Here is a 24,074-nt window from a genome sequence, read left to right as displayed (position 1 = left end):
GTCACTCCTACTCGTTGCATTGACCATGTCAGAGCGTCCCTCGGCCCGCATGCGGGACATCAATATCGAATGGCTGACACGCGCCGCCGAATTCGACCATCTGTTCCAGACACGCTGGCTCGGCGAGCGCTTCTTCCACCTGCCCGGCGACATGCTCGCGCTCCAGGAGCTGATCTGGCGCGAGCGTCCCGACTGCATCGTGCAGACCGGGATCGCGGCGGGCGGCGGCGTCGTATTCTCCGCGTCGATGCTGGAGCTCGCTGGCGACAGCGGCCGCGTCGTCGCGATCGAGCCGCGCCTGCGCGACGAGGTCAGGCAGCGCCTCAAATCGCACCGGCTCGCCCACCGGATGACGCTGATCGAAGGCGAATCATGCGCGGCCGACACGCTCGCCTCGGTGCGTGCGCAGATCGATGACGGCGCACGCGTGATGGTGATCCTCGATCTCACGCACACCCACGCGCACGTGCTGCGCGAACTCGAATGCTATGCGCCGCTCGTGACGCCCGGCAGTTACGCGATCGTGATGGACACCATCATGGAGTACCTGCCCGCGTCGATGTTCGACGGCAAGCCGTACGGCAAAGGCAACAACCCGGCCACCGCCGCGCATGAATTCCTCGCTCGCGACAACCGCTTCGAGGTCGACTACGACATCGAAGACCGCGTCCTCATGACGCTGTCGCCCGGCGGTTTCCTGAAGCGAGTGCGCTGATCAGGCGCGCCGCCTCGGCAGAACCATCGCGCGACGCATAGCTCGCGCGGATCCGTGCCGCCTGCTCGCGCAACGTCCCGGGCCGCAGCAGGCGTTCGAGTGCATCGGCGATGTCCGCCACGCCGGCCTGCTGCAGATCCAGCACGCACCCCGCGCCGGCCCGCTCGACGAAGTGCGCCGAATGGAACTGGTCATTGCAGAACGGCGACAGCAGCATCGGCACGCCGCTCGCAAGCGACTCCATCACCGAATTCGCGCCGCCGTGACTGACGAACGCGTGCGTGCGCTGCAGCAGCGCCAGTTGCGGCACGTAACGCACGGCGACCACGCGCTCGTCGTCGGCCGGCAACAGATCCGAATCGACCAGCTCGCCCACCGACAGCACCAGTTGCGCCGACGTCGCGCGCGTCGCCTCGATGACCTTCGCAAACACGTCGGGATGGTAGTAAAGCTGGCTGCCGAGCGACATGTAGACCAAAGGACGATCCGCATCGAGGCGTTCCCACGGGAACGGCGTCTCGTCGCCGCGCGGGCCGGACGGCATTGCCGGGCCGACCAGCTCGACACCCGGCGGCGGCGCACCGACCAGCGCGTCGGTCGTGAACGCGAGCGTCAGGTGCGGCGAAAGGATGTCGCATCCGCGAAAGCGCGCATCGAGCCCGTAGCGCGCGAACAGCCGCGTGCGTTCCGGCGTGAGCCATCGCACCGTGCGCAGCAGTTCCGAATCGAGATCGTCCGGCAGCACCGGATTCAGCGAATTCGACATCGAGACCCACGGCAGCCCTTCCAGTTCGGCGGCAATCGCCGCCGCATAGAGCAGCGGATCGATCACGACCACGTCGGGCCGCCAGTCACGCAGCACCGCGCGAATGCCGTCCACCTGCGCGGGCGCGAGATCGATCAGCAGCGTGCGGATCCAGTGCCGCAGCCAGGCCGCGTCGCGGATGTTCGCGGCGAAGCTCGCGCCGCGTGACAGGTCGTGGCGCTCGGGCGTTTCGCGCGGCCCGACGAATTCGAAGCCTCCGGCACCGTCAAGCTGCGCACTGATATCGGCCGGCGCATAGAACGCGACGTCGCACCCGGCTGTGCGCAGATGCTGGGCCGGGCCGATACACGGATTGACGTGCCCCTTTTCGGGCACCACGCAGAACAGGATGCGTTTCATGAACGATTCAGGTTGGGCGATGCGCGGCATCGAGGTGGTCGAAATGATCGAGGATCAGCGACAGCGTCGTCCACAGCACGCGTTCGGTATCCGCCTGCAGCGTGGGTGCGGCCAGGCCGAGCGTGTCGGCCAGCGCGTGCATGCGGTCGCGATCGAGCAGCGCCGTGAGATCCATCGCCGGGGCGAGCCGCCCGCGCTTGGGGCCGTGCACGAGACGGTCCGGCAGGCTCAGGCGCGCACCGAGATCGCGCAGGCATTGCTTGTCCGGGTCGGGCGCGATGCTCGTCAGATGCGCGACGACGGCAGCGTCGACGAACGGCGGATGCAGGTCGACCGACGCCGCATCGAACAATGCATGGCATAGCGGCAGATAGTTGGCCGACTGGTCGCGTCGCAGCACCTGGTCCGCGCCGTCGCCGGTGATGGCCACCTCGACGCCGTCCCCGGCCATCGCCTCGGCGAGCAGCAGCTTCGCGACCGGATGCAGGTTGAACATCGGCTCCTCGACCGCATGCGTCGTTCTCGGCAGCGCCGCGACGAAATCGGCCTCGTTCGCGCGCACGATCTTCACGTTCGCCTGCATCTGCGCGGCCAGTTCGAGTGCGGCATCGCGCTCGCAATAGTCGGGCATGTCGGTCACGAGGACATAGGACGCCACGTGCCGCTGCGCGCCGAGTTCGCGCAGCAACGCGAGCAGCAGCGCCGAATCGAGCCCGCCGCTCAGCGCCAGCGCGACGCGCTTGCCGCTGTCGAGCGCGCGCTGCAGCGATGCGCGCAGCACGGTTTCCAGATCGGCGTGCTGCGGCTGCCCGGGTGCCGGCTGCACGGTCAGCCCTTGCGGCGAACGGATCAGCGCATGGCCGGGCGGCACCGCGCGCACGTCGCGCAACACGGTGCGGCCGACCAGCCGCTCGCCGCTCAGGTAACCGGCGATGGCCGCCGCGTCCGGCTCGCCGGCCGGTTGTCCCGATGCGTGCAGGACGGCCCGGATGCCGGACGCCGCCGCACCGCTGCGCGGATGGTAGTGAAGCCGGTCGAAGCCGAACAGGTCGCGCGTGCCGACGATCATGGATAACGCGCCTTCAAGGCGTCCACTTCAATGCGTTTGAGGATGCGATGCGGCGCCACCGGCGCGCTGCCGCCCTGGCAATGCAGGCACGCTTCGAGCGGTGCCTCGCGTTGCAGATAGGCGAGCATCGCGTCGAGCATGCCGGCGTCGTCGCGCAGCGGCAGGCCGTCGGACTGAAAATCCTTCTCGCCCTGGTAGAGCGTATGGAAATGCGCCGGACGCGTGCAGGTGTAGAACATGCCGTCGCGAATCATATGGCAGCGCTCGCGGATCCAGCAATCGTGATAAAGGCGCTGCGCTGCGTCACGATCGGTGCCGGGCTGCGCACGGTTCATCGTCGTGAACACGTCCTGCACCTTCCAGTTCAGGCGCACGTCGAAGCGCGCGGCCTGGCGCTCGATGTGCGCAACGAGGTCGGGCGACAGCGACGGCTTCGGATAGCGCGAGATCGTCAGCGCATCCACCGCCTGCCAGAACGCGTCGGTCATCTCGCCGAGCTTCAGGCCGTTCGTCGTGACGGAGATCACGGGCGCGATGCCCGTGGCGCGCACGCGCTGGACGAGTTCGACGAGCGCCGGATGCAGCAGCGGCTCGCCGCCGACCAGCTTGAACATGCGCGGGCGCAGCACCTTCGCGGCGCGGCGCAGATCGGCTTCGATCGACGCGGGGCTTGCATACCACTCGGGCAGCAACGGCGACAGCGAGCAGCATTCCGCGCAGGTCAGGTTGCAGTGATCGACGATGTGCGCTTCGAGCGAGCGCGTCAGCACGCGCCCGTCTTCGACGCGGTAATCGCGATCGAGCGGCGGCGGAAACACATGCTGCCGCTCGGTGGGCGGCGTCGGCTTCGACATCCGGTTCAGATTGGCATTCACTTCAGCGTCCTGCTTCCACACAACGGGAAAAGAAATCGACCAGACGGTCGCGCGCATCCACCATCGCGGAGGCCATCGTCACCGCGCCGTTCAGATGCGATGCAAAGCGCGACGGATCGTCGAGCCAGCCTTGCACGATCCAGAGCTTGAGCGCGTGCTGCAGGCACGCGGCATCGACCGCCCATGCAATGCGCGCGGGATCGACCGGCCGGGTCCGCCGATAAGCCAGCACGAACGCTTCCGCCCGATGCGGCGCCTCCAGCGGCAGATGATTCAGGCAACGCACCAGCTCGTATTCACGCGGCGCGCCGATCGATGCTTCCCAGTCGAGGATGAGCGGCGGCGGCGTGCCCGTGAACAGATAGTTGAACTGGTTGTAGTCGTTGTGGATCGGGTGCTGCGGATCGTCGACGGGAAACGCGTCGATGCTGCCCGGATAGTAGCGGTCGAGCAGGCGCAGCGCGAGATCGACGTAGCGGCGCAGGTTGTCGGCGGCATGGTTCGCGCGTGCGCGATCGAGTGCATCATGCAGGCCGCGGCGCACTGCGTCCGCGTCGATCGCGGTCAGGCGTGCGCGGAGCGTGTCGAGCTGCGGCAAATGAAGCTGCTCGAGACTCAGATGCAACGCGGCCAGGCTCGCGCCGAGCGCATCCCATTCGGCCGGCGAAAACGTGTCATAGGTTCTGAACTGCCCGGCTTCCCAGCGCGTCAGCATCGCGTGCGAGCCTTGGCCCGTCCACAGCGGCTCGCCGGACGTCGTGCGTTTCAGCATCTGCACACGGAAACGCGCATCGCGATGCGTCTCGAAGTGCGCAAGCACGGCGGCCTCCTTGGCCGCACGCGCATGATGCCCGGACGCGTAGAGCTTGACCGCCACACCGCCGTCATCGGTCGGCAGGTGCCACACGCGTTCGCCGACCTGGCGCGGCGGCCCGCTGCGGCCCAGCGCATAGGCATCGCGGATCTCGTCGAAGGTCGCGGCGAGCGAGTCCATTCAGATGTGCTCGGCCGGCCCGTATCGATACGGATGGCCGCTCAGGAACGTGTTGTGCCCGACGTAGCGCACCTTGTACATCGCCGGGCGGAACAGCACCGAAGGATCATTGTTCGCGATGCCGAGCAGCGGGTACAGGTCCTGCCGCACGAAGAACGCGTTGTTGCCCATGTCGTCGCAGCAGACGAGTTCATAGCCCTTCTGCCTGCCGAGATGGACGAGCGATTCGAGACTCGCGCCGTAATACGTCGAGCCGTCCCATTCGTGGTCCGGATTGAAGCACATGACCCAGCGCTCGGGCGGCGTGTAGTACGGGTTGTATTCGATCACGACGATACGCGGCTGGAACGCTTGCAGGCCGCGCCAGACCCAATAGTCGTTGCCGTCGATGTCGATCGACAGCAGGTCGAAGTCGGTTGGCGTGTTGGCATCGGCGAGCAACGTGTCGATCGTGTCGGGCTGTACGCGATCATGGTGCAAGCGAACGCGTTCCGCTCCCGCGTAGTGGGCCGCAAGCTTGCCGAAGCGGTACGCGCTACCTTCCACCAGCACGCCGGACCAATCCCGTTCGCGCAGCAGCCGCGCGGTGTTGCTGTTGCGCAGGCCGTCGCTTGCGCCGATATCGACGCAGAAGCGGTTGGTCGGCGCGATCCGCTCCATCAGGCGCGCCAGGATGCCTTCCTCGGTGCCCTGTGCATAGAGGCTTGGCGCAAGGCCGGATAAATCGAGCGGGAGAGGATGATCCTGCATCGAGGGGCGGCTCCGGGTCGGAATTGAGGGTGGTATCCGGAGCGTAATTTACCCGAAGTCGATTGAGGGGAGGAAACGGGAATGTGCGACACCCCCGCGCTTCACCCGCACGGACATGAAAAAGCCCGCATCGACAATACTGTCGATGCGGGCCCGATGCGCTTCTCGCGGCTTCGCGTTGCTATGCGCTCCAGCTTCGTACCACGGCCAGACCGCAACACATGAACGGAAGCGTCAGGACACTTACTCCTGCCCCTGACTCGTCAGGAACTCCTCGTAATTGCCACCAAAGTCGAACAGCGTGCCATCCGTCCGCACTTCGATGATCCGGTTCGCCAGCCCGCTCACGAACTCACGGTCGTGCGAAACAAAGATCAGCGTGCCTTCGAACTGCTCGAGCGCGATCTGCAGCGACTCGATCGACTCCATGTCCATGTGGTTGGTCGGCTCGTCCATCAGCAGCACGTTGTGGCGGCCGAGCATCAGCTTGCCCCAGATCATGCGGCCCTTCTCGCCGCCCGACAGCACCTTCACCGACTTCTTGATGTCGTCCGACGTGAACAGCAGGCGGCCCAGCGTGCCGCGCACCATCGTTTCGTCGTCGCCGTCCTTGCGGTACTGGTCGATCCAGTCCATCAGCGTGATGTCGTTCGGGAACTCCTCGTACGTGTCCTGCGGCATGTAGCCGACGTTCGCGTTCTCGGACCACTTCACCGTGCCGTGCTCGAGCTCGAGCGCGCCGAGCAGCGAACGCAGCAGCGTCGTCTTGCCCGCGCCGTTCTCGCCGATGATCGCGATCCGCTCGCCCGGCTGAACCGACAGGTTGAAGTTCTGGAAGATCGTGCGCTCGTACTTCTTCGTGATCTCTTCAGCGACCACCGCGACGTTGTGCAGCTTCTTCTCGAACTCGAAACGGATGAACGGGTTCTGGCGCGACGACGGCTTGAATTCCTCGATCTTGATCTTGTCGATCTGCTTCGCGCGGCTGGTCGCCTGACGGGCCTTCGACTTGTTCGCCGAGAAGCGGCGCACGAAGTCCTGCAGTTCCGCGACACGCTCCTTCGCACGCGTGTTCGCCGCGGCCTGGCGCTCGCGCGCCTGTGCCGACGCGAGCATGTAGTCGTCGTAGTTGCCCGGCCAGACCTTCAGCGTGCCGAAGTCCATGTCGGCCATGTGCGTGCACACCGAGTTCAGGAAGTGACGATCGTGCGAGATGATGATCATCGTCGAGTTGTACTCGTTGAGCGTTTGCTCGAGCCAACGAATCGAGTTGATGTCGAGGTTGTTGGTCGGTTCGTCGAGCAGCAGCACGTCCGGCTTCGAGAACAGCGCCTGCGCGAGCAGCACGCGCAGCTTCCAGCCCGGCGCGACGTCGCTCATCGTGCCGTTGTGGAATTTCTCCTCGATGCCGATGCCGAGCAGCAGCGCACCCGCGCGCGCCTCGGCGTCGTAGCCGCCGTATTCGGCGAACTTGCCTTCGAGCTCGGCGGCGTGCATGTAGTCGTCGTCGGTGGCTTCCGGGTTCGCGTAGATCGCGTCACGCTCGGTCATGGCGGCCCACATTTCGGTGTGGCCCATCATCACGACGTCGAGCACGCGCACGTCTTCGTACGCGAACTGGTCCTGGCGCAGCTTGCCGAGACGCACGTTCGGCTCCAGCGCGACGTTGCCGGCGCTCGGCTCGAGGTCGCCGCCGAGGATCTTCATGAACGTCGACTTGCCACAGCCGTTCGCGCCGATCAGACCATAGCGGTTGCCCTCGCCGAATTTGACCGAGATATTCTCGAACAAGGGCTTCGGCCCGAATTGCATCGTGATGTTGGCAGTAGAAAGCACGGCAGGTCCCGTTAAAGGATAAATCGACGGAAAACCGTGTATTTTAGCAGGTGTCGGAGAAACTGCCGACCACGCCGTTCCGGCAGCGCATTTCCGGCCCCCGCGGCCTGCCGCCCGGCGGCCCGCCAACACGACGGCACGCGCCCCACCGCCGCCTTACCGGAATCGCACATGCTCGCCAGCCAGCTTCGCGAACAACTCGTCGGCGCATGGCGCCTCGTGTCCTACGAAATCCGCCCGCGCGACGGCAGCGCGGTCACCTATCCGCTCGGCCGCGACGCGCTCGGCTGGATCCTGTACACGCCGGACGGCTACATGTCCGCCCAGCTGATGGCCGCCGGCCGGCCGCCCTACGCGGACGGCGACCTGCAGGGCGGCACCGCCGACGAGCGCGCGGCGGCCGCGGGCGGCTACATTGCGTATTCCGGCCCCTTTCAGGTCGCCGACAACGGCACGCTGACCCACGAAATGGACGTCAGCCTGTTCCCGAACTGGATCGGCAACGTCCAGCAGCGCGCCGTCAGGCTCGGCGGCGATCGCCTGCAACTCGGCACGGCCGCCCCGGTACGGATCGACGGCCGGGAAGTCGATGCCGTGCTGCTCTGGGTGCGCGCGGGCCGCTGATGCGCCCGCGCGTCACTTGCCGGCCTTCGCCGCCGCCCGCTGCGCCGCCTTCGCATTCATCTGGCCGAACAGCTCCGAGCACGGCACGTCGCGGTTGTTGCTCGGCGCGATCAGCGGAATCAGGGCCGCGAACGGGTTGATCAGCCCGAGGCCGACCATCGCGCCGGCACGCAGCGCGAGCGCGCCCGCGTCGACGCCGACGTTCGGGTTCTTGAACGTGCCCTTCGCATACAGCGGCGAGCGCAGCGAGAAGATCCGGAAACCCTTCGTGTGCGGATGGATCTTCAGGTTCAGCGTTTCGTCGCGCAGGCTGATCGGGCCGTCGACGTTGATCAGCGCGTCGTCCGTATCGAGCGCGAACACCTTCGGGTCGAGAATGCCGTTGGTCGCGACGAAGTCGATCGCCGCGCAGTTGATCTTCACATCGTTGTTGCCGAACAGCTTCTCGTAGACGACGTTCGCGACGTTCAGCCCCGCCGCTTCCATCAGCAGGCGGCTGATGCGGCCGTCCGTCACGAGCGCCTTCACCTCGCCGGTCGACGTCGCGGCCAGCGCGGCCGGCGAGTTGCCGGTCGCCGACAGCGACGCATCGCCGTTGATCTCGCCGAGCGCCGACTGCATGACCTTCTGCGCCGGGAACAACTGCTTGAGCTTCAGGTGCCGCGCCGCCACGGTGAAGCGGCCCTTCAGCGGCGCACCGCTGCCGTCGAGATGCGCGGTCGTCGCGAGCGTGCCGCCCGCGACGCCGAACTGCAGCGGCTCGAGCGACAGCACGCCGTCCGTCATCACGATGTGCGTGTACAGGTTGGTGATCGGCAGGTCCGAACTCTTGACCAGCTTGCGGCCGGTGAACTTGACGTCCGCGTCGAGCGCACGCCAGCGGTCCGTGCGGAACGTCTCGACCGGCAGCACGCGGCCCGACGGCTGTTTCGTCGTGTCGCCGCGCTTGGCCTTGCTCGCGGCCGTATCCGCGCCGATCACCGGCGCGAGGTCGGAGAACTGCAGCAGGTTGGACACGAGTTCGCCCGACAGCTTCGGCCGCGGCTCGCGCTGCTCGTAGACGAGCGTGCCGCCGAGATCGCTGCCGCCGACGCGACCGTTGAAGTTCTCGTAACGGAAGGTGCTGGCCTTGCGCTTGAAGTTGCCGATCAGCCGCCCTTCCGTCGCGTAAGGCGGCGTATCGGGCAGCGTGATGCCGGTCAGCTGGTAAAGGTGCGACATCGACGTGCCCTGCAGCCATAGTCGCAGGTCGATGGCCGCGAGATGCATCGGGTCGGTCAGCGTGCCGACGATCGCGAGCCGCGTGTCGCCGGCCTTCACGTCAGCCTGCAACGGGAACGGCCGCGATGCGTCCTGGATCGCGAGCACGCCGCCCAGCTTGCCGGTGCCGCTGATCGGCACGTTCTTGTAGCGGCCGTCGACCTTCAGCCCGAACGCATAGGCCGGGCCGGACGGCTTCGCGGGCGCTGCGACGCTGCTTGCACCGCTTGCACCGCTTGCACCCGATGCGGCAGCGGCAGACGATGCCGAAGCGGTGGACGAGGAAGCCGACGCCGGCACCACGGCAGACACGGCCGCAGCCCCCGTTGCCGATGCCGCACTCGCAGCCTGCGCCGCAGAAGCACTCGACGCGGCCTCCGCGTTGGCCTTCGCGCTCAACTGCGCGGCGCCATGCTTGCCGACCCGCTGCGCCGATGCCTCGCGCGACGTCTGCTCCTGCTCCTTCAGCACGTCACCGAGCGGAATCGGCTGCCCGAGCGTATCGATCGCGACGCTCAGGTCGGCCTTCGTGATCGCGTCGCGGTACGTGACGGTGCCCTTCGCGAAGCCGAAGCTGTCGAGCCGCACCTTCCACGGCGACGGCTGCGACGATTGCTTGAACTGGAAGGTCCACGTGTTGCGGCCGTCGGCGAGCCGCTCGAGGTCGACGGCCGGATTCACGACGTCGATCGACGGGATCACGATTTCATGCGCGAGCAACGGCAGGATCGCGAGATCGAAGTGCGCGGCATCGAGCGTGACGAACTTGGGCATCTTCGCCCAGTCGGGGTTGCCGATCTCGAGCTGCGTGGCCGTGAAGCTCGGCCAGGGCACCCAGGCGCGCCAGCCGGTTTCGCCGTCGGGGCGGCGCCAGCCGACCTTCAGGTCGCCGTTGATCGCGAACGGGCGGCCGAGCGCGGCCGTGACCTGCTCGTTGACCCACGGCTTCGCGCGGTTCCAGTCGAAGATAAAGAGAAAGACGCCGGCCGCCGCGATGAGCACCGCGACGATACCGACGATCCATGCAGCCGATTTGCCGATGGCTCGGGCTAGCGTCATGGCGGTTCCGTTGTTGTTCTGAAATGTTGCCGCACCATGCCGGGCCGCTTGCGTGGACGAACGGCGCACGACACCCGCGGCTTTTCAATCGGTATTATGACGCACGCCATGGTGACGTTTCGGCGCCGTTAACGCTTTTTTTCATTTGTGACATGACAGCCCCCACCGGCCTCATCGATGCAGCGCGCATCACGCGGCGCGACGCCAGCAGCGGCAAGACCCTGCTCGCCCCGACCGATTTCAGCCTCGCGGCGGGATCGCGAATTGCTATCACCGGGCCGTCCGGGTCGGGCAAGAGCCTGCTGCTGCGCGCGCTCGCGCTGCTCGACCCGCTCGACGGCGGCCACATCCTGTGGCGCGGCAAACGGATCCGGCGCAATGCGATCCCGCGTTACCGCCGCAGCGTCGCCTATGTCCGCCAGCGCCCCGCGCAGATGGACGGCACCGTCGAATCGCAGTTGCGCTACCCGTACTCGCTCGCGATCTATCGCGACGTTGCGTTCGATCGCGCGCGCGCCGAAGCGCTCGCCGCGCAGGCCGGCCGGGGTCCCGACTTTCTCGACAAGCGCGCGAGCGACCTGTCCGGCGGCGAAGCGCAAATCACCGCGCTGCTGCGCGTGCTGCAACTCGATCCCGACGTGCTGCTGCTCGACGAGCCGACGTCCGCGCTCGACCCCGAATCGGCGCGCGCGATCGAGGCGCTCGTCGGCGCATGGTTCGACGCGGCGCCCGCCGCCCGCGCGTACTTGTGGATCTCGCACGATCCGGCCCAGGCCGCGCGGATCGGCACGATGCGGCTCGTGATGCAGGCCGGCGTGATGCATGTGGCCAACCCGACGGAGGCCGCGCAATGAGCCCCGCCCTGCAGGACCTGAGCCTCGTCGACGTCGGCATCGCCGCCGCGCTCGTCGCGGTCAACGGCGCGATCTCGATGGCCCTGTCGCTCGGCCTCGGCCGCAAGCTCGCGCTCGCGGCCGTGCGCACCGTCGTGCAGTTGCTCGCGATCGGCTACGTGCTCGGCTGGGTGTTCGGTCATCCTCACTGGTACATCGTGCTGCCGCTCACCGCGCTGATGACGCTGATCGCCGGGTTCGCCGGCGCGGGGCGCGGCAAGCGCACGTATCGCGGCCAGCGCATCGACAGCATCGCGTCGATCTGGTTCAGCAGCTGGTTCGTCGCGGCGGTCGGCCTGTTCGTCGTGATCCGCATCCACCCTTGGTATGCGCCGCAATACGCAATTCCGATCCTCGGGATGATTCTCGGCAACACGCTCACGGGCGTGTCGCTCGGTGTCGAGCGGATGATGGAAGAACTCACGGCGCGCCGCGACCGCGTCGAAACCGCGCTGGCGCTCGGCGCGACGCGCTGGGAAGCCGCGCAGGACGCCGCGCGCCAGGCCGTGCGCGCCGGCATGCTGCCGACGCTGAACCAGATGGCCGTCGTCGGCGTCGTGAGCCTGCCGGGGATGATGACGGGCCAGGTGCTGGCCGGCCAGTCGCCGCTGCAGGCCGTGCGCTACCAGATCGTGATCATGTTCCTGATCGCCGCGGCCTCCGCGCTGGGCACGGTCGGCGCGGTGCTGATGACCTATCGCCGGCTGTTCTCGGCGGATCACCGCTTTCTCGCCGCGCGGCTCGAAGAACGCGCGCACTGACACGCGGCCCCATCGCGCGATGCGTTCGCGCGGTTCGCCAGTCAGCGCGCGCTGCGGCGCTTGCCGAGCGCCTGCCGCAACGCCGCTGCGATGTCCGTGTCCGGCGCGAGCCCGTCGACCGACGCGACGAGCCTTACCGCACGCGGTGTCGTCACATAGGCCTGCGCGCCGACATAGCCGCCGCTGCCGGCCGAGCGCGTCGTCACGACGAGCGCCTGCGGCGCACGTGCGCCGAGGTCGGCCGTGAATGCATCGGTGACCGTACCATCACGCGCATGCAGCGTGCCCGTCACGTAATCATCGGTATCGAAGCCGGGGGCGGCATGCGCGGTCGAATACACGCGCACCGCGTAGCTGCCGGTCGAGCACGGTTCGAGCGCGCCGCTCGACACGACCGCCACCTGCTGCCGCGACGGCAGCCCGACTTTCTTCACGAAGCCGCAATCGTCGGCCGCGTGCGCGTGCGCGACGACGAACGCAATGGCGTACAGCAACGCGCGCATTCGGTATTTCATCGGGATGTCGTGACAGGAAGGTGATGATGCGGGCGAGCATAGCGTGACATTCGCATGACGTCATGCGGGTCGCTACGGCCGTCGCACGGCGAACGGCTGCCATGCCGTTGAAGCAGGTCGCAAGAAAGCATGGTGACGGCGACACGAAACGGTCACGTGTCGCCGCGTGGTATTGCAGCAAGTCGAATCCGTTGCGCGCGCACCCGCTCCGACGCCGGCCCGCACGCGCCGCTCAACGCTTGATCGACACCGTCACCTTCGAACCATCGCTCATCGTGACGGACTTCGACCCGCCGTTGGTCGGGATCGACACCCACTTCACCTGGCTCACCGACACGACGTCCGGACACTGCAGCGACTTGCCGCCGGCCGTCACGTTGCGCGTGCCTTTCGGCGCGGCCGCCTGGAAGCTCAGCTGCACGTTGGCGACCCCCTTCGCGTCGATCGACGGCGCGAGCCGCACCTGGGTCTGGCGCACCATCGCGCCGTTCTCGTCGCGCGGCAGGTTGTCGGCGTTCGGGCAACCGTCCGGCATCGCGACCGCCCCGCTCGGCGGCACCGACTTCCAGTTGAAGTCGTCCGTCTCGCCCGAGCGGATCTTGCGGGTCTCCTGCGTATTGCCGAAGCTCTTCGAGTCGACCTTGACGGTGTATTCGAGCTGCCCGGTACCGCCGCCCTTCAGGCTGCCCTTGACCGGCGGCGCCGCGAATACGCTCGCGCTGACGCACGCCGCCGCGAACACGACCGACCACGTTGCGGCGACTGACAAGCTGCGTTGGCTCATGCTGACCTCCTTGGTATGCGGCGGCACGCGCGTGCCGCGCGGTTTTCGATGCATGATGCGCTGCCAGTCTACCGCCAAGCGGGATGCAATGCGCCGCAAACGCATCGGGTGTTACCCCGCTTGCGTTCGCGGCGCCGCAACCTTACATGCGAGGCCGGCTCAGAAGCCGCTCAGCACGAGCTTGCCGATCGAACGCCCGGCCTCGAGCAGCTGGTGCGCGCGCCGCACGTTCGCCGCGTTGATCGTGCCGAGCTGCTCGCCGACCGTGGTGCGCAGCGTGCCGCCGTCGACGAGCCGCGCGACTTCGCCGAGGATCCGGTGCTGCTCGATCATGTCCGGCGTCTCGAACATGGCGCGCGTGAACATGAATTCCCAATGAAACGCCGCGCTCTTCGCCTTCAGCAGTTCGACCGGCACCGGCTTGTCGTTCTCGACGATCGTGCAAATGCCGCCCTGCGGCCGGATGACCTCCGCAGCGGCAGGAAAGTGACGATCCGTGTCGTTGAAAATCAGCACGTAGTCGACGTTCGAATACCCGGCCTCGCGCAGCTGCGCAGGCAGGTCGCCGAAATGGTCGACCACCGCGTCCGCGCCCAGCGAGCGCACCCACTCGGCCGACGCCGGTCGCGACGCGGTCGCGATCACGTGCAGCTTGCCGAGCGCCTTCGCGAGCTGGATCGCGATCGAACCCACGCCCCCCGCGCCGCCGATGATCAGCACCGACTTGCCGGCGTCCGCGCCCTGCGGCGACACGCGAAGCCGGTCGAACAGCGCTTCCCACGCGGTCAGCGCGGTGAGCGGCAGCGCGGCGGATGCGGCGAAATCGAGCGTGCGCGGCTTCAGCGCGGCGATCCGCTCGTCGACCGTATGGAATTCGCTGTTCGCGCCCGGCCGCGTGATGCTGCCCGCGTAGAACACTTCGTCGCCGGGCCGGAACAGCGTGACGTCGGCGCCGACCGCGACCACCGTGCCGGCCGCATCCCAGCCGAGCACGCGCGGCGTGTCCTCGACCTGCGGCTTCGGCGCGCGCACCTTGAAGTCCACAGGGTTCACGGAAATCGCCTCGACCTTCACGAGCAGGTCGCGCGGGCCCGGCACGGGCTGCGGCAGCTCCACGTCGAGCAGCGCTTGCGGGTCGTCGATCGGCAGATAACGGGTCAGTCCAACGGCTTTCATCACGACACTCCTTCAGGAAATCCTGTGGGCCGCGGCGCAGCCCCATGAACGTCATCGTAGGCAACCCGATCATTCGCGAAAAGCGCTATATTTCCTGAAACATTTTCAGGAATTTCAGAATAATGGCCTCCGATCCGATTCCGGCCCCGGATAAACCGCTCGATCTGCTCGACGTCGCGCTGTTCGTGCGCGCGGCGCTGCTCGCGAACGTCACCGCCGCCGGCCGTGAATTCGGTGTGTCGGCCGCGGTCGCGAGCGCGCGCATCGCGCAGCTCGAACGCCAGCTCGGCGCGCGGCTGCTGCACCGCACCACGCGCCGCATCAGCCTCACGCAGGACGGCGAAGTCTTCATGGCGCACGCCGACACGCTGCTGTCGGCCGCCGATGCCGCGCGCGCATCGGTCGGCCACGGCCGCTCCGAGCCGTACGGGCGGCTGAAGGTGTCGATGTCCTCGTCGTTCGGCCGCCAGCATGTCGCGCCGGTGATTCCCGCGTTCCTGCGCCGCTATCCGTCCGTGTCGCTGGACCTGCGGCTGTCGGACGAGATCGTCGACCTCGTCGACGACGGCTACGACGTCGCGATCCGCCTCGGCGCGCTGAAGGATTCGACGCTCGTCGCGCGCAAGCTCGCCACGAACCGCCGCGTGCTGTGCTGCTCGCCCGCGTATCTCGCCGAACACGGCACGCCGCGCCATCCGGCCGACCTCGCACAGCACGAGTGCGTGATCCTCGGCGACCAGCGCGACTGGTCGTTCGCCACGCCGCAAGGCCCGCTCACCGTGCGGGTGGGCGGCCGGCTCGTCGCGAGCAACGGCGAGGCGATCCGCGAAGCGCTCGTCGACGGCTTCGGGATCGCGATCAAGTCGACCTGGGACGTCGGCCCGCTGCTCGCGAGCGGCGCGCTCGTCACGGTGCTCGACGACTATCCGTTCGCGGAAGACATCGCGATCTGGGCCGTCTACCCGAGCCGCGCGCACGTTCCGCTGAAGACGCTCGCCTTCATCACGTTCCTGGCCGAGCATTTCGGCGATCCGCCGTACTGGGATCGCGCGGACGGGCCATGACCGCCCCGCCGCGCACGGTTTCGATCCGCCCCCCGCCGCCGCGTGCGGCCAACCGGCTACAATGGCGCGTTCGCCACGCAAGGGCCCGACTCCGGACGGGGCCCGCACCGGCAGGCGGCCGCCCGTTGGCCGCATACGCATTTCATTCGTTTCCCAACCATCCCGTCATGACCCACAACCTCGTCATCCAGAGTCTTGCGCCGCTGTCGGACACCCATCACAAACCGCTGCTCGCGCTGTCGCGCGGCACCCGCATCGTGCAGACCGACGATCATGCGCTGCGGATCGACAACGCGAACCCGGCGCAACGCCTCGACATCGATGCCTACTGCGGCACGCACGCGCTCGACTTCGCGTTCGTCGAGGCCGGCCTCTCGCTCGGCGATTTCGGGCTCGCCGTGATGGACATGGATTCGACGCTGATCACGATCGAGTGCATCGACGAGATCGCCGATTTCTGCGGGCTGAAAACGCAGGTCGCCGAGATCACCGAAGCGTCGATGCGCGGCGAGATCCGCGACTTCAACGAAAGCCTCACGCGCCGCGTCGCGCTGCTGGCCGGGCTCGACGCGCACGCGCTCGAACGCGTGTACGAGGAACGGCTGCAACTGTCGCCGGGCGCCGAGAAGATGCTCGCCGGCGTGAAGGCCGCCGGCATGAAGACGCTGCTCGTGTCGGGCGGCTTCACGTTCTTCACCGAACGGCTGAAGGCGCGCCTCGGCCTCGACTACGCGCATGCGAACACGCTCGAGATCGTCGACGGCAAGCTGACCGGCAAGGTGCTCGGCGAAATCGTCAACGCCGACGTGAAGGCGCGCCTGCTGCGCGAGACATGCGCGTCGCTCGGCCTCGAGCCGCGCCGCGCGATCGCGATGGGCGACGGCTCGAACGACTTGAAGATGATGGCCGAAGCCGGGCTGTCGGTCGCGTACCACGCGAAGCCCGTCGTGCGCGATGCGGCGACGGTCGCGTTCGATCACGTCGGCCTCGACGGGCTGCTGCGGCTGTTCTGATCCCGCGGCATCCGAAATGAAAAACGCCGGCGCGATGCAACATCGCGCCGGCGTCTTGTTTTTCTGCCGAACGTTGTCGGCGGGCGATCAGCCCAGCGCAGCCTGCATCGCGCGCTCGATGTCCGCACGCAGGTCGCCCTCGTCTTCCAGGCCGACATAGAAACGCACCAGCGTGCCGCGATGCGCCCAGTCCGGACGCATCGACGCGACGTCGTAAGGCATCGCGAGGCTGCACGCGCCGCCCCAGCTCCAGCCGATCGCGAACAGCTCGAGCGACTCGACGAAGCGGTCGACCTGCTCCGCACTGTAGCGTTCGTCGAACACCACCGAGAACAACCCGCCCGCGCCGGTGAAATCGCGCATGAACGACGCGTGCCCCGGGCAATCGGCGATCTGCGGGTGCAATACCGCCGCGATCTCCGGCCGCGCCTTCAGCCATTGCGCGAGCGCAAGCGCGCTCTTGCTGTGCGCGTCGAAACGCACCTGCATGCTGGGCAGGCTGCGCAGCACGAGCGAGCAATCGTCGACCGACACGCCGACACCGCAGCGCATCCGCGCGAGCTTCAGCTGCGCATGCAGCGCCGCGTTCGCGGTGATCGTCGCCCCCATCAGCACGTCGCTGCCGCCCGACTGGTACTTGGTCAGCGCCTGCACCGAGATGTCGACGCCGTGTTCGAACGGCTTGAACGCGAGCCCGGCCGAAAAGGTGTTGTCGATCGCGGTAACGATGCCGCGCGCCTTCGCGGCCGCCGTGATCGCCTGCACGTCCGGCACTTCCATCGTCACCGAGCCGGGCGCCTCGATCCAGATCAGCCGCGTGTTCGGCTGGATCAGGTCGGCAATGCCGGCGCCGATCAGCGGATCGTAGAAGCGCGCGGTGATGCCGAAATCCTTCGCGAGCCAGTTGCCGAAATCGGCGTTCGGCCCGTACACGTTGTGCGGAATCAGCACGTCGTCGCCGGCTTTCACGATCCCGAAGTAGACATTCATGATCGCCGCGAGGCCCGACGGCTGCAGCAGCGCATGCGTGCCGCCCTCGATCTCGGCAAGCCGCTGCGCGAGCGCGAGCGACGTCGGCGTCGCATGCAGGCCGTAGCGCCACTGGTTGTCGTTGTGCCAGACGAGTGCACGCATCGTCGCGAGATCGGGAAACACGACCGTCGACGCGCGCGCGACCGGCGGCACGAACGAACGGAAGCCTTCCGGGATCACGTCGTCGGGTTGAACGATGCGGGTTTGCAGTGCGCGCTTGGGAGTGGATGCAGTCATGACGGGAAGCCGGGCACGAGGCCGTTCGGTTGCGGAATATGCAGCTAGATTAGCCAAAATCGGCGCAATTGGCCCGGTACAATGCGCGCCGCATGCACCGAGCCAGCGCGGGTTCAGTCGTCGGTGCGCAGATTGACGACGCCGCCCACCGTCTCGATTTCCTGCACGCGGCCGTCGCGCACCTGCAGCGCCGCACGCTTGCCCGGCGCGAGACGCAGCACGACGGGCTGCGGATCCGACTCGTCAGAATTCATCCGGTCGGCCTTCAGGGCACCCGTCGCGTCGAAGCGGCCGATCCACACGCCCGTGATGTTCGTGCCGTCGTTCGATTCCTCGATTTCGAGCGTGTCGCCGTCGCGATCGCCCGCGAGCAGCACAACCTCGCCCGTATCGGCGAACTGGTATTCGCCGTGCACGCCTTCCTCGTCCGTCTTCGGGCCGAGATGCACGACGATCGGCCGGTCACCGAGCGTGCCTTCGTAGCGCGGCAGGCGGGCGAACTCGGGATTCGGCTTCAGCGGCCGCGCCGTTGCCGGTTCATCCTGCTGCGCGCCCGGCGCGACAGCCTGCGCCGCGACGACGCCCGGCATCACCATGCCCGCCGCCAGCGCGCCCGCGACGACGAGCGCCCGTTGCCATTGCGAATATCGACCCACCGTGTGTTGCTCCTTGCTTCAGATTCGCTCGAAAATCGCGGCGATGCCCTGCCCGCCGCCAATGCATACGTCACGAGCGCCTTGCCGTGGCCGGCGTGCGCATGCCGCGTCAGCCCTGCATCAGGCGCTCCACCGCATCGCGGTGCGGAATCGGCGCGACCGCACCGTAGCCCGTCGTCGAGAGTGCCGCCGCCGCGTTCGCATAACGCGCCGCCGCGAACGGATCGTCGCCCGCGACGATCCGCGCGACGAACGCACCGCCGAAGCAGTCGCCCGCGCCCGTCGCGTCGACGGCTTCGACCGCGAAGCCCGGCACGACGCGCCGCTCGTTCGGCGTCGCCACATATGCGCCTTCCTTGCCGAGCTTCAACGCGACGACCTGCGGCCCGTGTTCGAGCATCGCATCGACGATCGCATCGCGATCATTCGCGCCGGTGAGCGCCGTCACGTCGTCCCAGCTGGGCAGGCAGATGTCGGTCTGGCGCAGCGCCTCGCGCATCACCGCGCGGGCGCGCGGCAGCGGCCACAGCTTCAGCCGCAGATTCGTGTCGAAGCTGACCTTCGCGCCGTTACGGCGCGCGTGGTCGATCCCCGCGAACGCGGCGTCGCACGCGGCCGTGCTGATCGCCAGGCTGATGCCCGACAGGTGCACGGCTTTCGCGGCAGCCAGTGCGTCGAGCGGCAGATCACCTGTTGCATAACGGCTCGCCGCCGAGCCCGCACGCAGGTAGTCGAACTGGTGACCATCGGCGCCGTGCGTGACGAAGTACACGCCGGTCGGCGCCGTGCGGTCGATCCGCACGTACGTCGTGTCGACGCGTTCCGCGCGCCACATGTCGGCCAGCAGGCGGCCGAACGGATCGTCGCCGATCGCCGACACGAAGCCCGTCGATGCGCCCTGGCGCGCGGCGGCGATGCAGAAGTTCGACGTGTCGCCGCCGAAGCCCTGCAGGAATTCAGGCCGGCCCGGCTGCGACTGGTTGAATTCGATCATCGCCTCGCCGAGCGCGAGGATCTCCGGAAATGCGGCGGTCATCGCTTACACCTCGCCCCACAGATCGTGGCCGTCGGCGCCCGTGATCTTCACGGACACGAAATCGCCGACCTTGTAGCGCTTCGATGCCTTCGCCGCCGGCTCGACATAGACGACCCCGTCGATCTCCGGCGCATCGGCCGCCGTGCGGCCGATCCCGCCTTCCTCGCTGACTTCGTCGATCAGCACCTTGAGCGTCTTGCCGACCTTGCGCTGGATGCGGTTCGCCGACACTTCCTCGGCAACTTCCATGAAGCGCGCGCGGCGTTCCTCGCGGACTTCATCCGGCAGCGCGCCGTCGAGTTCGTTCGCGGTCGCGCCTTCGACCGGCGAATACGCGAAGCAGCCGACGCGATCGAGTTCCGCTTCGCGGATGAAGTCGAGCAGCGTTTCGAACTGCTCTTCCGTCTCGCCGGGGAAGCCCGCGATGAACGTGCTGCGAATCGTCAGGTCCGGACAGATCTCGCGCCACTTCTGCACGCGCTCGAGCACCTTCTCGGCGTTCGCCGGACGCTTCATGCGCTTCAGCACTTCCGGGTGCGCGTGCTGGAACGGCACGTCGAGGTACGGCAGCACGTGGCCCTTGAACGGGCCTTCGGCCATCAGCGGAATCACTTCGTCGACGCTCGGATACGGATACACGTAGTGCAGGCGCACCCATGCGCCGTACTGCGCGGCGAGTTCGCCGAGCGCGGCGACCAGGTCGGTCATGCGCGTCTTGATCGGCTTGCCGTTCCAGAAACCCGTGCGGTACTTCACGTCGACGCCGTACGCGCTCGTGTCCTGCGAGATCACGAGCAGTTCCTTCACGCCCGACTTGAACAGGTTCTCGGCTTCGAGCATCACTTCGGCGACCGGGCGCGACACGAGGTCACCGCGCATCGACGGGATGATGCAGAACGTGCAGCGGTGGTTGCAGCCTTCGGAGATCTTCAGGTACGCGTAGTGGCGCGGCGTGAGCTTGATGCCGGCCGCGGGCACGAGATCGGTGAACGGGTCGTGCGGCTTCGGCAGGTGCGAATGCACGGCCTGCATCACTTCGCCCACTGCGTGCGGGCCGGTGACGGCGAGCACCTTCGGGTGGACTTCCTCGATCAGGTTCGAGCCGCTGGCGCTCGACTTGGCGCCGAGACAGCCGGTGACGATCACCTTGCCGTTCTCGGTCAGCGCTTCGCCGATCGCGTCGAGGCTTTCCTGCACGGCTTCGTCGATGAAGCCGCAGGTGTTCACGACGACGAGGTCGGCACCGTCGTAGGTGCCGGAGATTTCATAACCTTCGGCGCGCAGTTGCGTGATGATCTGTTCGGAGTCGACGAGCGCCTTCGGGCACCCGAGGGATACGAACCCTACTTTGGGGGATTGGGACATCTGGAATGTGGGGGCGTGGCAGCAAAAGCGTGAGTTTACAGCCATTTAGGGGTGGCGAGGCAAAACAGGCGATCGGCGGCGGCATCGACCGTCGAATCGGATGCACGACGCGCCGGCGGGCCGTCATGCGACGGCTGCCCGATGCGTCCCTTTCAATTTGAAATCGCGCCGTCTGCCGCGACGCGTCGACGATCAAGCCACGTATGGCCGTCGACGGGCGCATCACGGCAGCGATGTCCCCGCAACGCGCCATCGGTCTACACGCATCGAAAAGTATGAAAAACTTCACGCTCGCCGCGCTCGACGCATCGCAGTCAACTGACCGCCGAGCCGGCGCCCGATCTTCCGCGTTCATCCTGCCTATACAAAAGGACGCTACATGTCAGTACGACGTTTGATATGCACCTGGCTCTCGCTGTGCCCGTTGATTGCAGGCACGGCGATGGCCCAACCCGTCGAGGTACCGGGCTTTACCCACGTGCGCTCCCTGGGCGGCATCGACGAATACCGTCTGGATGCCAACGGCCTTACCGTGCTTGCCGCGCCCGATTCCGCCGCGACGGTGGTCAGTTTCCAGGTGTTGTACCAGGTGGGTTCACGCAACGAAGCCGCGGGCACGACCGGTGACACTCACCTGCTCGAGCACCTGATGTTCAAGGGCAGCCGGCACTACAACAAGGCGCTCGGCAATTCACTGAACAGCTACATGGAGCGCGTGGGCGCGACCTTCAACGCCACCACGTCGATGGACCGCACCAACTACTTCGGCACGCTCGGGCGCGATGCGCTGGAAGGCTACATCGCGATCGAGGCCGACCGCATGCGCAACCTCCTGCTGCGCCCGGAAGACCTGGCCAGCGAGATGACGGTCGTACGCAACGAGTACGAGCGAGGCGAGAACAGTCCTTTCACCGCCTTGTTCCAGCAGGTCATGGCCACGGCTTACCAGGCGCATCCCTACCACCATCCCACCATCGGCTGGCGTAGCGACATCGAGCATGCGAGCGTGGACAAGCTGCGCCGTTTCTACGACACCTTCTACTGGCCGGACAACGCCACCGTCATCCTGGTCGGCGATTTCCGGCCGGACCAGGCGTTGGGGTGGGTCAGGCAGTATTACGGCGCCATCCCGCGCGCGCCCCAGGCCATTCCCGCTGTCACGACCGAAGAGCCGCCGCAGCAGGGGCCGCGAAGGCTGGTGCTCAAACGCGCGGGCGCAACGGGCAGTCTGATCATCGCCTTCAAGGGGCCGCGCGCGCTCGACCCCGATGCGGCTGCGTTGACCGTACTGGGCCTGGTATTGAGCCAGGGCAAGAGCAGCCGGCTGTATCGCGCACTGGTCGACACCACCGTTGCCACGCAAGCCGGCGCCGGCTTCCATGCGCTGCGCGATCCCGGTCCGTTCGTCGTGACAGTCAGCCTGCCGCCCGACACGAAACACGAGCAGGCCGAGAAAATCGCCTGGACCGAACTGGAGCGGATCAAGACCGAGGGCGTCACTCGCGAGGATATCCAGCGGGTGCTGGGCCCTTACCGGGCCGATCAGGTCTACCAGCGTGACGGCGTCCGCGCGACGTCCGCCCGATTGGGCCACGCGGTCTCGCTGGGCGACTGGACACGGTTCGTCACCGAGCTTGAAGAACTGGAAAAGGTGACGCCCGCCGATGTGCAGCGCGTCGCCCGCAAGTACCTCGTTGAAAACCAGAGCACCACCGGCTGGTTCGTCCCGGAGAAATCGTAATGAAGCAGGTTCGTTTCAACCCTCTGCGGACGTGGCTCGTGTGGTTCGCCTTGCTATGCCTGCCTGTCGCGGCTCAGGCAGGCATCGCCGAGCGCGTCGTGCGCGCCCAGGCCGGCAGCATCACGCTATTGACCTATTCGATGTCGCCGCATGAAATGGTCTCCCTTACCGGGGTGATGCCCCTGGGCGATGCCGACACCGCCAGCAAGGCGGCCAATCCCGCCGTGCCGTTGCTGACGGGCATGTTGCTGCAGGAGGGCAGCACCCGTCGCGACAAGGTGGCGATCTCCGCGCTGCTGGAAAGCCTGGGTGCTCAGTTGTCGTTCCAGACCGACGGCGGCTATGTCGGCATACACGGCCAAAGCCTGACCAAGGATTTGCCGACGCTGATCGACCTGATGGCCGAGCAGTTGCGCCTGCCGGCCTTCAAGCCGGAGGAGCTGGCCAAGGCCAAGAGCCGGCTGGAGGCCGCGGTCCGTAACGCCGGAGAAAACCCGTCGGCTCGGGCCACCGAGGCGCTGAATCGGTCCATTTACCCCGCCGCCCACCTCAACGCACCGGTGCCGCGCGAACGGATGCTCGACGCGATCGCCGCTGCCACGCTGGACGACATCAAGGCCTTTCATCAAGCCTATTACGGGCCCGCCCACATGACGCTCGTCGTGGTCGGCGGCGCGGACCCTCGCCGCCTGCAGTCCATGGTGACCGAAGCCTTCGCGGGCTGGAGCGGGGGCCGGGCACTCGTGCGACAGGGCCCGCCACGCAAAGCAAGCCGGCCCGACACGCAGCGCATCGCCATGGGGGACAAGGAATCCATCAGCGTGATGCTGGGTCAGGCCATCGACCTGCGCGCCAACGATGCCGACTATCTGCCCCTCAGCGCGGGTGTCAACATCTTGGGCAACGGCTTCACCGGCCGCCTGATGGCAGGGGTCCGCGACAAGGAAGGCCTGACCTATGGCATCCGCGCCGGCCTGTCCGGGCTCTCCCTGATGGACGGCGGATTCGTCATCACCAGCAGCTTCGCCCCGCCCCTGCTGAACAAGGGCGTCGCCAGCACGCGCCGGATTCTGGATGCCTGGTGGAAACAGGGCGTGACCCAAGCGGAACTGGATGCACGCAAGGACGGCATGATCGGCCGCCATCAAGTCGCGATGGAAACCACCGCGCAGATGGCCGCCATGATCGCGCAGACGGTGCTCCAGGACCGCCCGCTGAGTGACCTGGACACCTATGCCGAGCGCGTCCGCGCGTTGACCGTCGAACAGGTCAACTCCGCCATCCGCAGGTACCTGGACCCTGACAAGATGACGTTAGTGGAAGCAGGCACGTTTGCGGAGAAATAACTGCCGCCTCGCTTCGTTCCGCGCCCCGCCCGGCTTCGGCCGGGCCGCTGCCATCGCACGATCGTGCGTGCGCCTGCGCTGCGCAGAACGCCACCGGATGCAGCTTCC

Annotated in this window: 22 protein-coding genes; 8 read left to right on the top strand and 14 right to left on the bottom strand. The window is 67.1% G+C overall.

Annotation, left to right across the window (positions count from 1 at the left end; translation table 11 throughout):
- The first annotated feature begins 25 nt into the window (after nt 1-25).
- Nucleotides 26-715 (top strand): CmcI family methyltransferase, encoded by a 690-nt coding sequence (locus G3N98_RS03945; RefSeq protein ID WP_206147268.1) that lies wholly within the window; start codon nt 26-28, stop codon nt 713-715.
- Here G3N98_RS03945 and G3N98_RS03940 read toward each other — a convergent pair.
- The 6 genes from G3N98_RS03940 to G3N98_RS03915 form a co-directional block, all read right to left on the bottom strand.
- A complete protein-coding gene (locus G3N98_RS03940) occupies nt 672-1,880 on the bottom strand; it encodes a glycosyltransferase (protein WP_206147267.1) in 1,209 nt (402 codons plus the stop codon). The genes G3N98_RS03945 and G3N98_RS03940 overlap by 44 nt on opposite strands.
- Before the next feature lie 7 nt (nt 1,881-1,887).
- The gene (locus G3N98_RS03935) at nt 1,888-2,949 is read right to left on the bottom strand and encodes an asparagine synthase-related protein (protein ID WP_206147266.1); all 1,062 of its coding nucleotides are present in this window, start codon (nt 2,947-2,949) and stop codon (nt 1,888-1,890) included.
- Nucleotides 2,946-3,803, bottom strand: a complete 858-nt coding sequence (locus G3N98_RS03930) for a 4Fe-4S cluster-binding domain-containing protein (RefSeq protein WP_206147304.1) — start codon at nt 3,801-3,803, stop codon at nt 2,946-2,948. The genes G3N98_RS03935 and G3N98_RS03930 overlap by 4 nt, the downstream gene beginning before the upstream one ends.
- 22 nt (nt 3,804-3,825) lie before the next feature.
- A complete protein-coding gene (locus G3N98_RS03925; RefSeq protein ID WP_206147265.1) occupies nt 3,826-4,818 on the bottom strand; it encodes an aminoglycoside phosphotransferase in 993 nt (330 codons plus the stop codon).
- Entirely contained in the window at nt 4,819-5,568 is a 750-nt protein-coding gene (locus tag G3N98_RS03920; RefSeq protein WP_206147264.1) for an FkbM family methyltransferase, read from the bottom strand.
- A gap of 243 nt (nt 5,569-5,811) precedes the next feature.
- Nucleotides 5,812-7,404, bottom strand: coding sequence for an ABC-F family ATPase (locus G3N98_RS03915; RefSeq protein WP_069248073.1), 1,593 nt, complete (start codon nt 7,402-7,404; stop codon nt 5,812-5,814).
- A gap of 171 nt (nt 7,405-7,575) precedes the next feature.
- Here G3N98_RS03915 and G3N98_RS03910 point away from each other — a divergent pair, with 171 nt between their 5' ends.
- Complete coding sequence (locus tag G3N98_RS03910) at nt 7,576-8,028, top strand: lipocalin-like domain-containing protein (RefSeq protein ID WP_206147263.1); 453 nt, start codon at nt 7,576-7,578, stop codon at nt 8,026-8,028.
- A 12-nt stretch (nt 8,029-8,040) separates the two neighbouring features.
- Here the strand turns inward: G3N98_RS03910 and G3N98_RS03905 are convergent, their stop codons facing one another.
- Nucleotides 8,041-10,347, bottom strand: coding sequence for an AsmA family protein (locus G3N98_RS03905; protein ID WP_206147262.1), 2,307 nt, complete (start codon nt 10,345-10,347; stop codon nt 8,041-8,043).
- Between the two features lie 152 nt (nt 10,348-10,499).
- Here G3N98_RS03905 and G3N98_RS03900 point away from each other — a divergent pair, with 152 nt between their 5' ends.
- A complete protein-coding gene (locus tag G3N98_RS03900; RefSeq protein WP_206147261.1) occupies nt 10,500-11,201 on the top strand; it encodes an ATP-binding cassette domain-containing protein in 702 nt (233 codons plus the stop codon).
- Entirely contained in the window at nt 11,198-12,001 is an 804-nt protein-coding gene (fetB, locus tag G3N98_RS03895) for an iron export ABC transporter permease subunit FetB (protein WP_039357836.1), read from the top strand. Before G3N98_RS03900 ends, fetB begins: the two co-directional genes overlap by 4 nt.
- 41 nt (nt 12,002-12,042) lie before the next feature.
- Here fetB and G3N98_RS03890 read toward each other — a convergent pair whose 3' ends face one another.
- The 3 genes from G3N98_RS03890 to G3N98_RS03880 all read right to left on the bottom strand — a co-directional run bounded on the left by G3N98_RS03890 (nt 12,043) and on the right by G3N98_RS03880 (nt 14,476).
- Nucleotides 12,043-12,516, bottom strand: a complete 474-nt coding sequence (locus G3N98_RS03890; RefSeq protein WP_206147260.1) for a PliI family lysozyme inhibitor of I-type lysozyme — start codon at nt 12,514-12,516, stop codon at nt 12,043-12,045.
- A gap of 232 nt (nt 12,517-12,748) precedes the next feature.
- Nucleotides 12,749-13,300, bottom strand: a complete 552-nt coding sequence (locus G3N98_RS03885) for a DUF6013 family protein (protein ID WP_089473263.1) — start codon at nt 13,298-13,300, stop codon at nt 12,749-12,751.
- 159 nt (nt 13,301-13,459) lie between these two features.
- Nucleotides 13,460-14,476: a zinc-binding alcohol dehydrogenase family protein gene (locus G3N98_RS03880; protein WP_089472904.1), complete on the bottom strand. Its 1,017-nt coding sequence runs from the start codon at nt 14,474-14,476 to the stop codon at nt 13,460-13,462.
- A 122-nt stretch (nt 14,477-14,598) separates the two neighbouring features.
- On the opposite strand from G3N98_RS03880, the gene G3N98_RS03875 reads away from it, so the two are divergent.
- Complete coding sequence (locus G3N98_RS03875; RefSeq protein ID WP_206147259.1) at nt 14,599-15,540, top strand: LysR family transcriptional regulator; 942 nt, start codon at nt 14,599-14,601, stop codon at nt 15,538-15,540.
- Between the two features lie 167 nt (nt 15,541-15,707).
- On the top strand, nt 15,708-16,553 hold the full coding sequence (gene serB / locus G3N98_RS03870; RefSeq protein ID WP_089425542.1) for a phosphoserine phosphatase SerB: 846 nt from the start codon (nt 15,708-15,710) through the stop codon (nt 16,551-16,553).
- 87 nt (nt 16,554-16,640) lie between these two features.
- Here the strand turns inward: serB and G3N98_RS03865 are convergent, their stop codons facing one another.
- From G3N98_RS03865 to rimO, 4 genes are all read right to left on the bottom strand, one after another.
- Complete coding sequence (locus tag G3N98_RS03865; protein WP_069248082.1) at nt 16,641-17,822, bottom strand: cystathionine beta-lyase; 1,182 nt, start codon at nt 17,820-17,822, stop codon at nt 16,641-16,643.
- Between the two features lie 113 nt (nt 17,823-17,935).
- On the bottom strand, nt 17,936-18,478 hold the full coding sequence (locus G3N98_RS03860; RefSeq protein ID WP_089472906.1) for a hypothetical protein: 543 nt from the start codon (nt 18,476-18,478) through the stop codon (nt 17,936-17,938).
- A 109-nt stretch (nt 18,479-18,587) separates the two neighbouring features.
- Nucleotides 18,588-19,514: a sugar kinase gene (locus tag G3N98_RS03855; protein WP_206147258.1), complete on the bottom strand. Its 927-nt coding sequence runs from the start codon at nt 19,512-19,514 to the stop codon at nt 18,588-18,590.
- 3 nt (nt 19,515-19,517) lie between these two features.
- Entirely contained in the window at nt 19,518-20,879 is a 1,362-nt protein-coding gene (rimO, locus tag G3N98_RS03850; RefSeq protein WP_027787268.1) for a 30S ribosomal protein S12 methylthiotransferase RimO, read from the bottom strand.
- 442 nt (nt 20,880-21,321) lie between these two features.
- Between rimO and G3N98_RS03845 the strand changes: the two genes are divergently transcribed.
- Nucleotides 21,322-22,620: a pitrilysin family protein gene (locus G3N98_RS03845; protein ID WP_241025726.1), complete on the top strand. Its 1,299-nt coding sequence runs from the start codon at nt 21,322-21,324 to the stop codon at nt 22,618-22,620.
- Entirely contained in the window at nt 22,620-23,966 is a 1,347-nt protein-coding gene (locus G3N98_RS03840; RefSeq protein WP_206147256.1) for a pitrilysin family protein, read from the top strand. The genes G3N98_RS03845 and G3N98_RS03840 overlap by 1 nt, the downstream gene beginning before the upstream one ends.
- Nucleotides 23,967-24,074 lie beyond the last annotated feature (108 nt).

It is taken from the genome of Burkholderia sp. Tr-20390 (assembly GCF_017104595.1).
Classification (GTDB): Bacteria; Pseudomonadota; Gammaproteobacteria; order Burkholderiales; family Burkholderiaceae; genus Burkholderia.
This window is presented reverse-complemented; position numbering and strand designations above follow the sequence as displayed.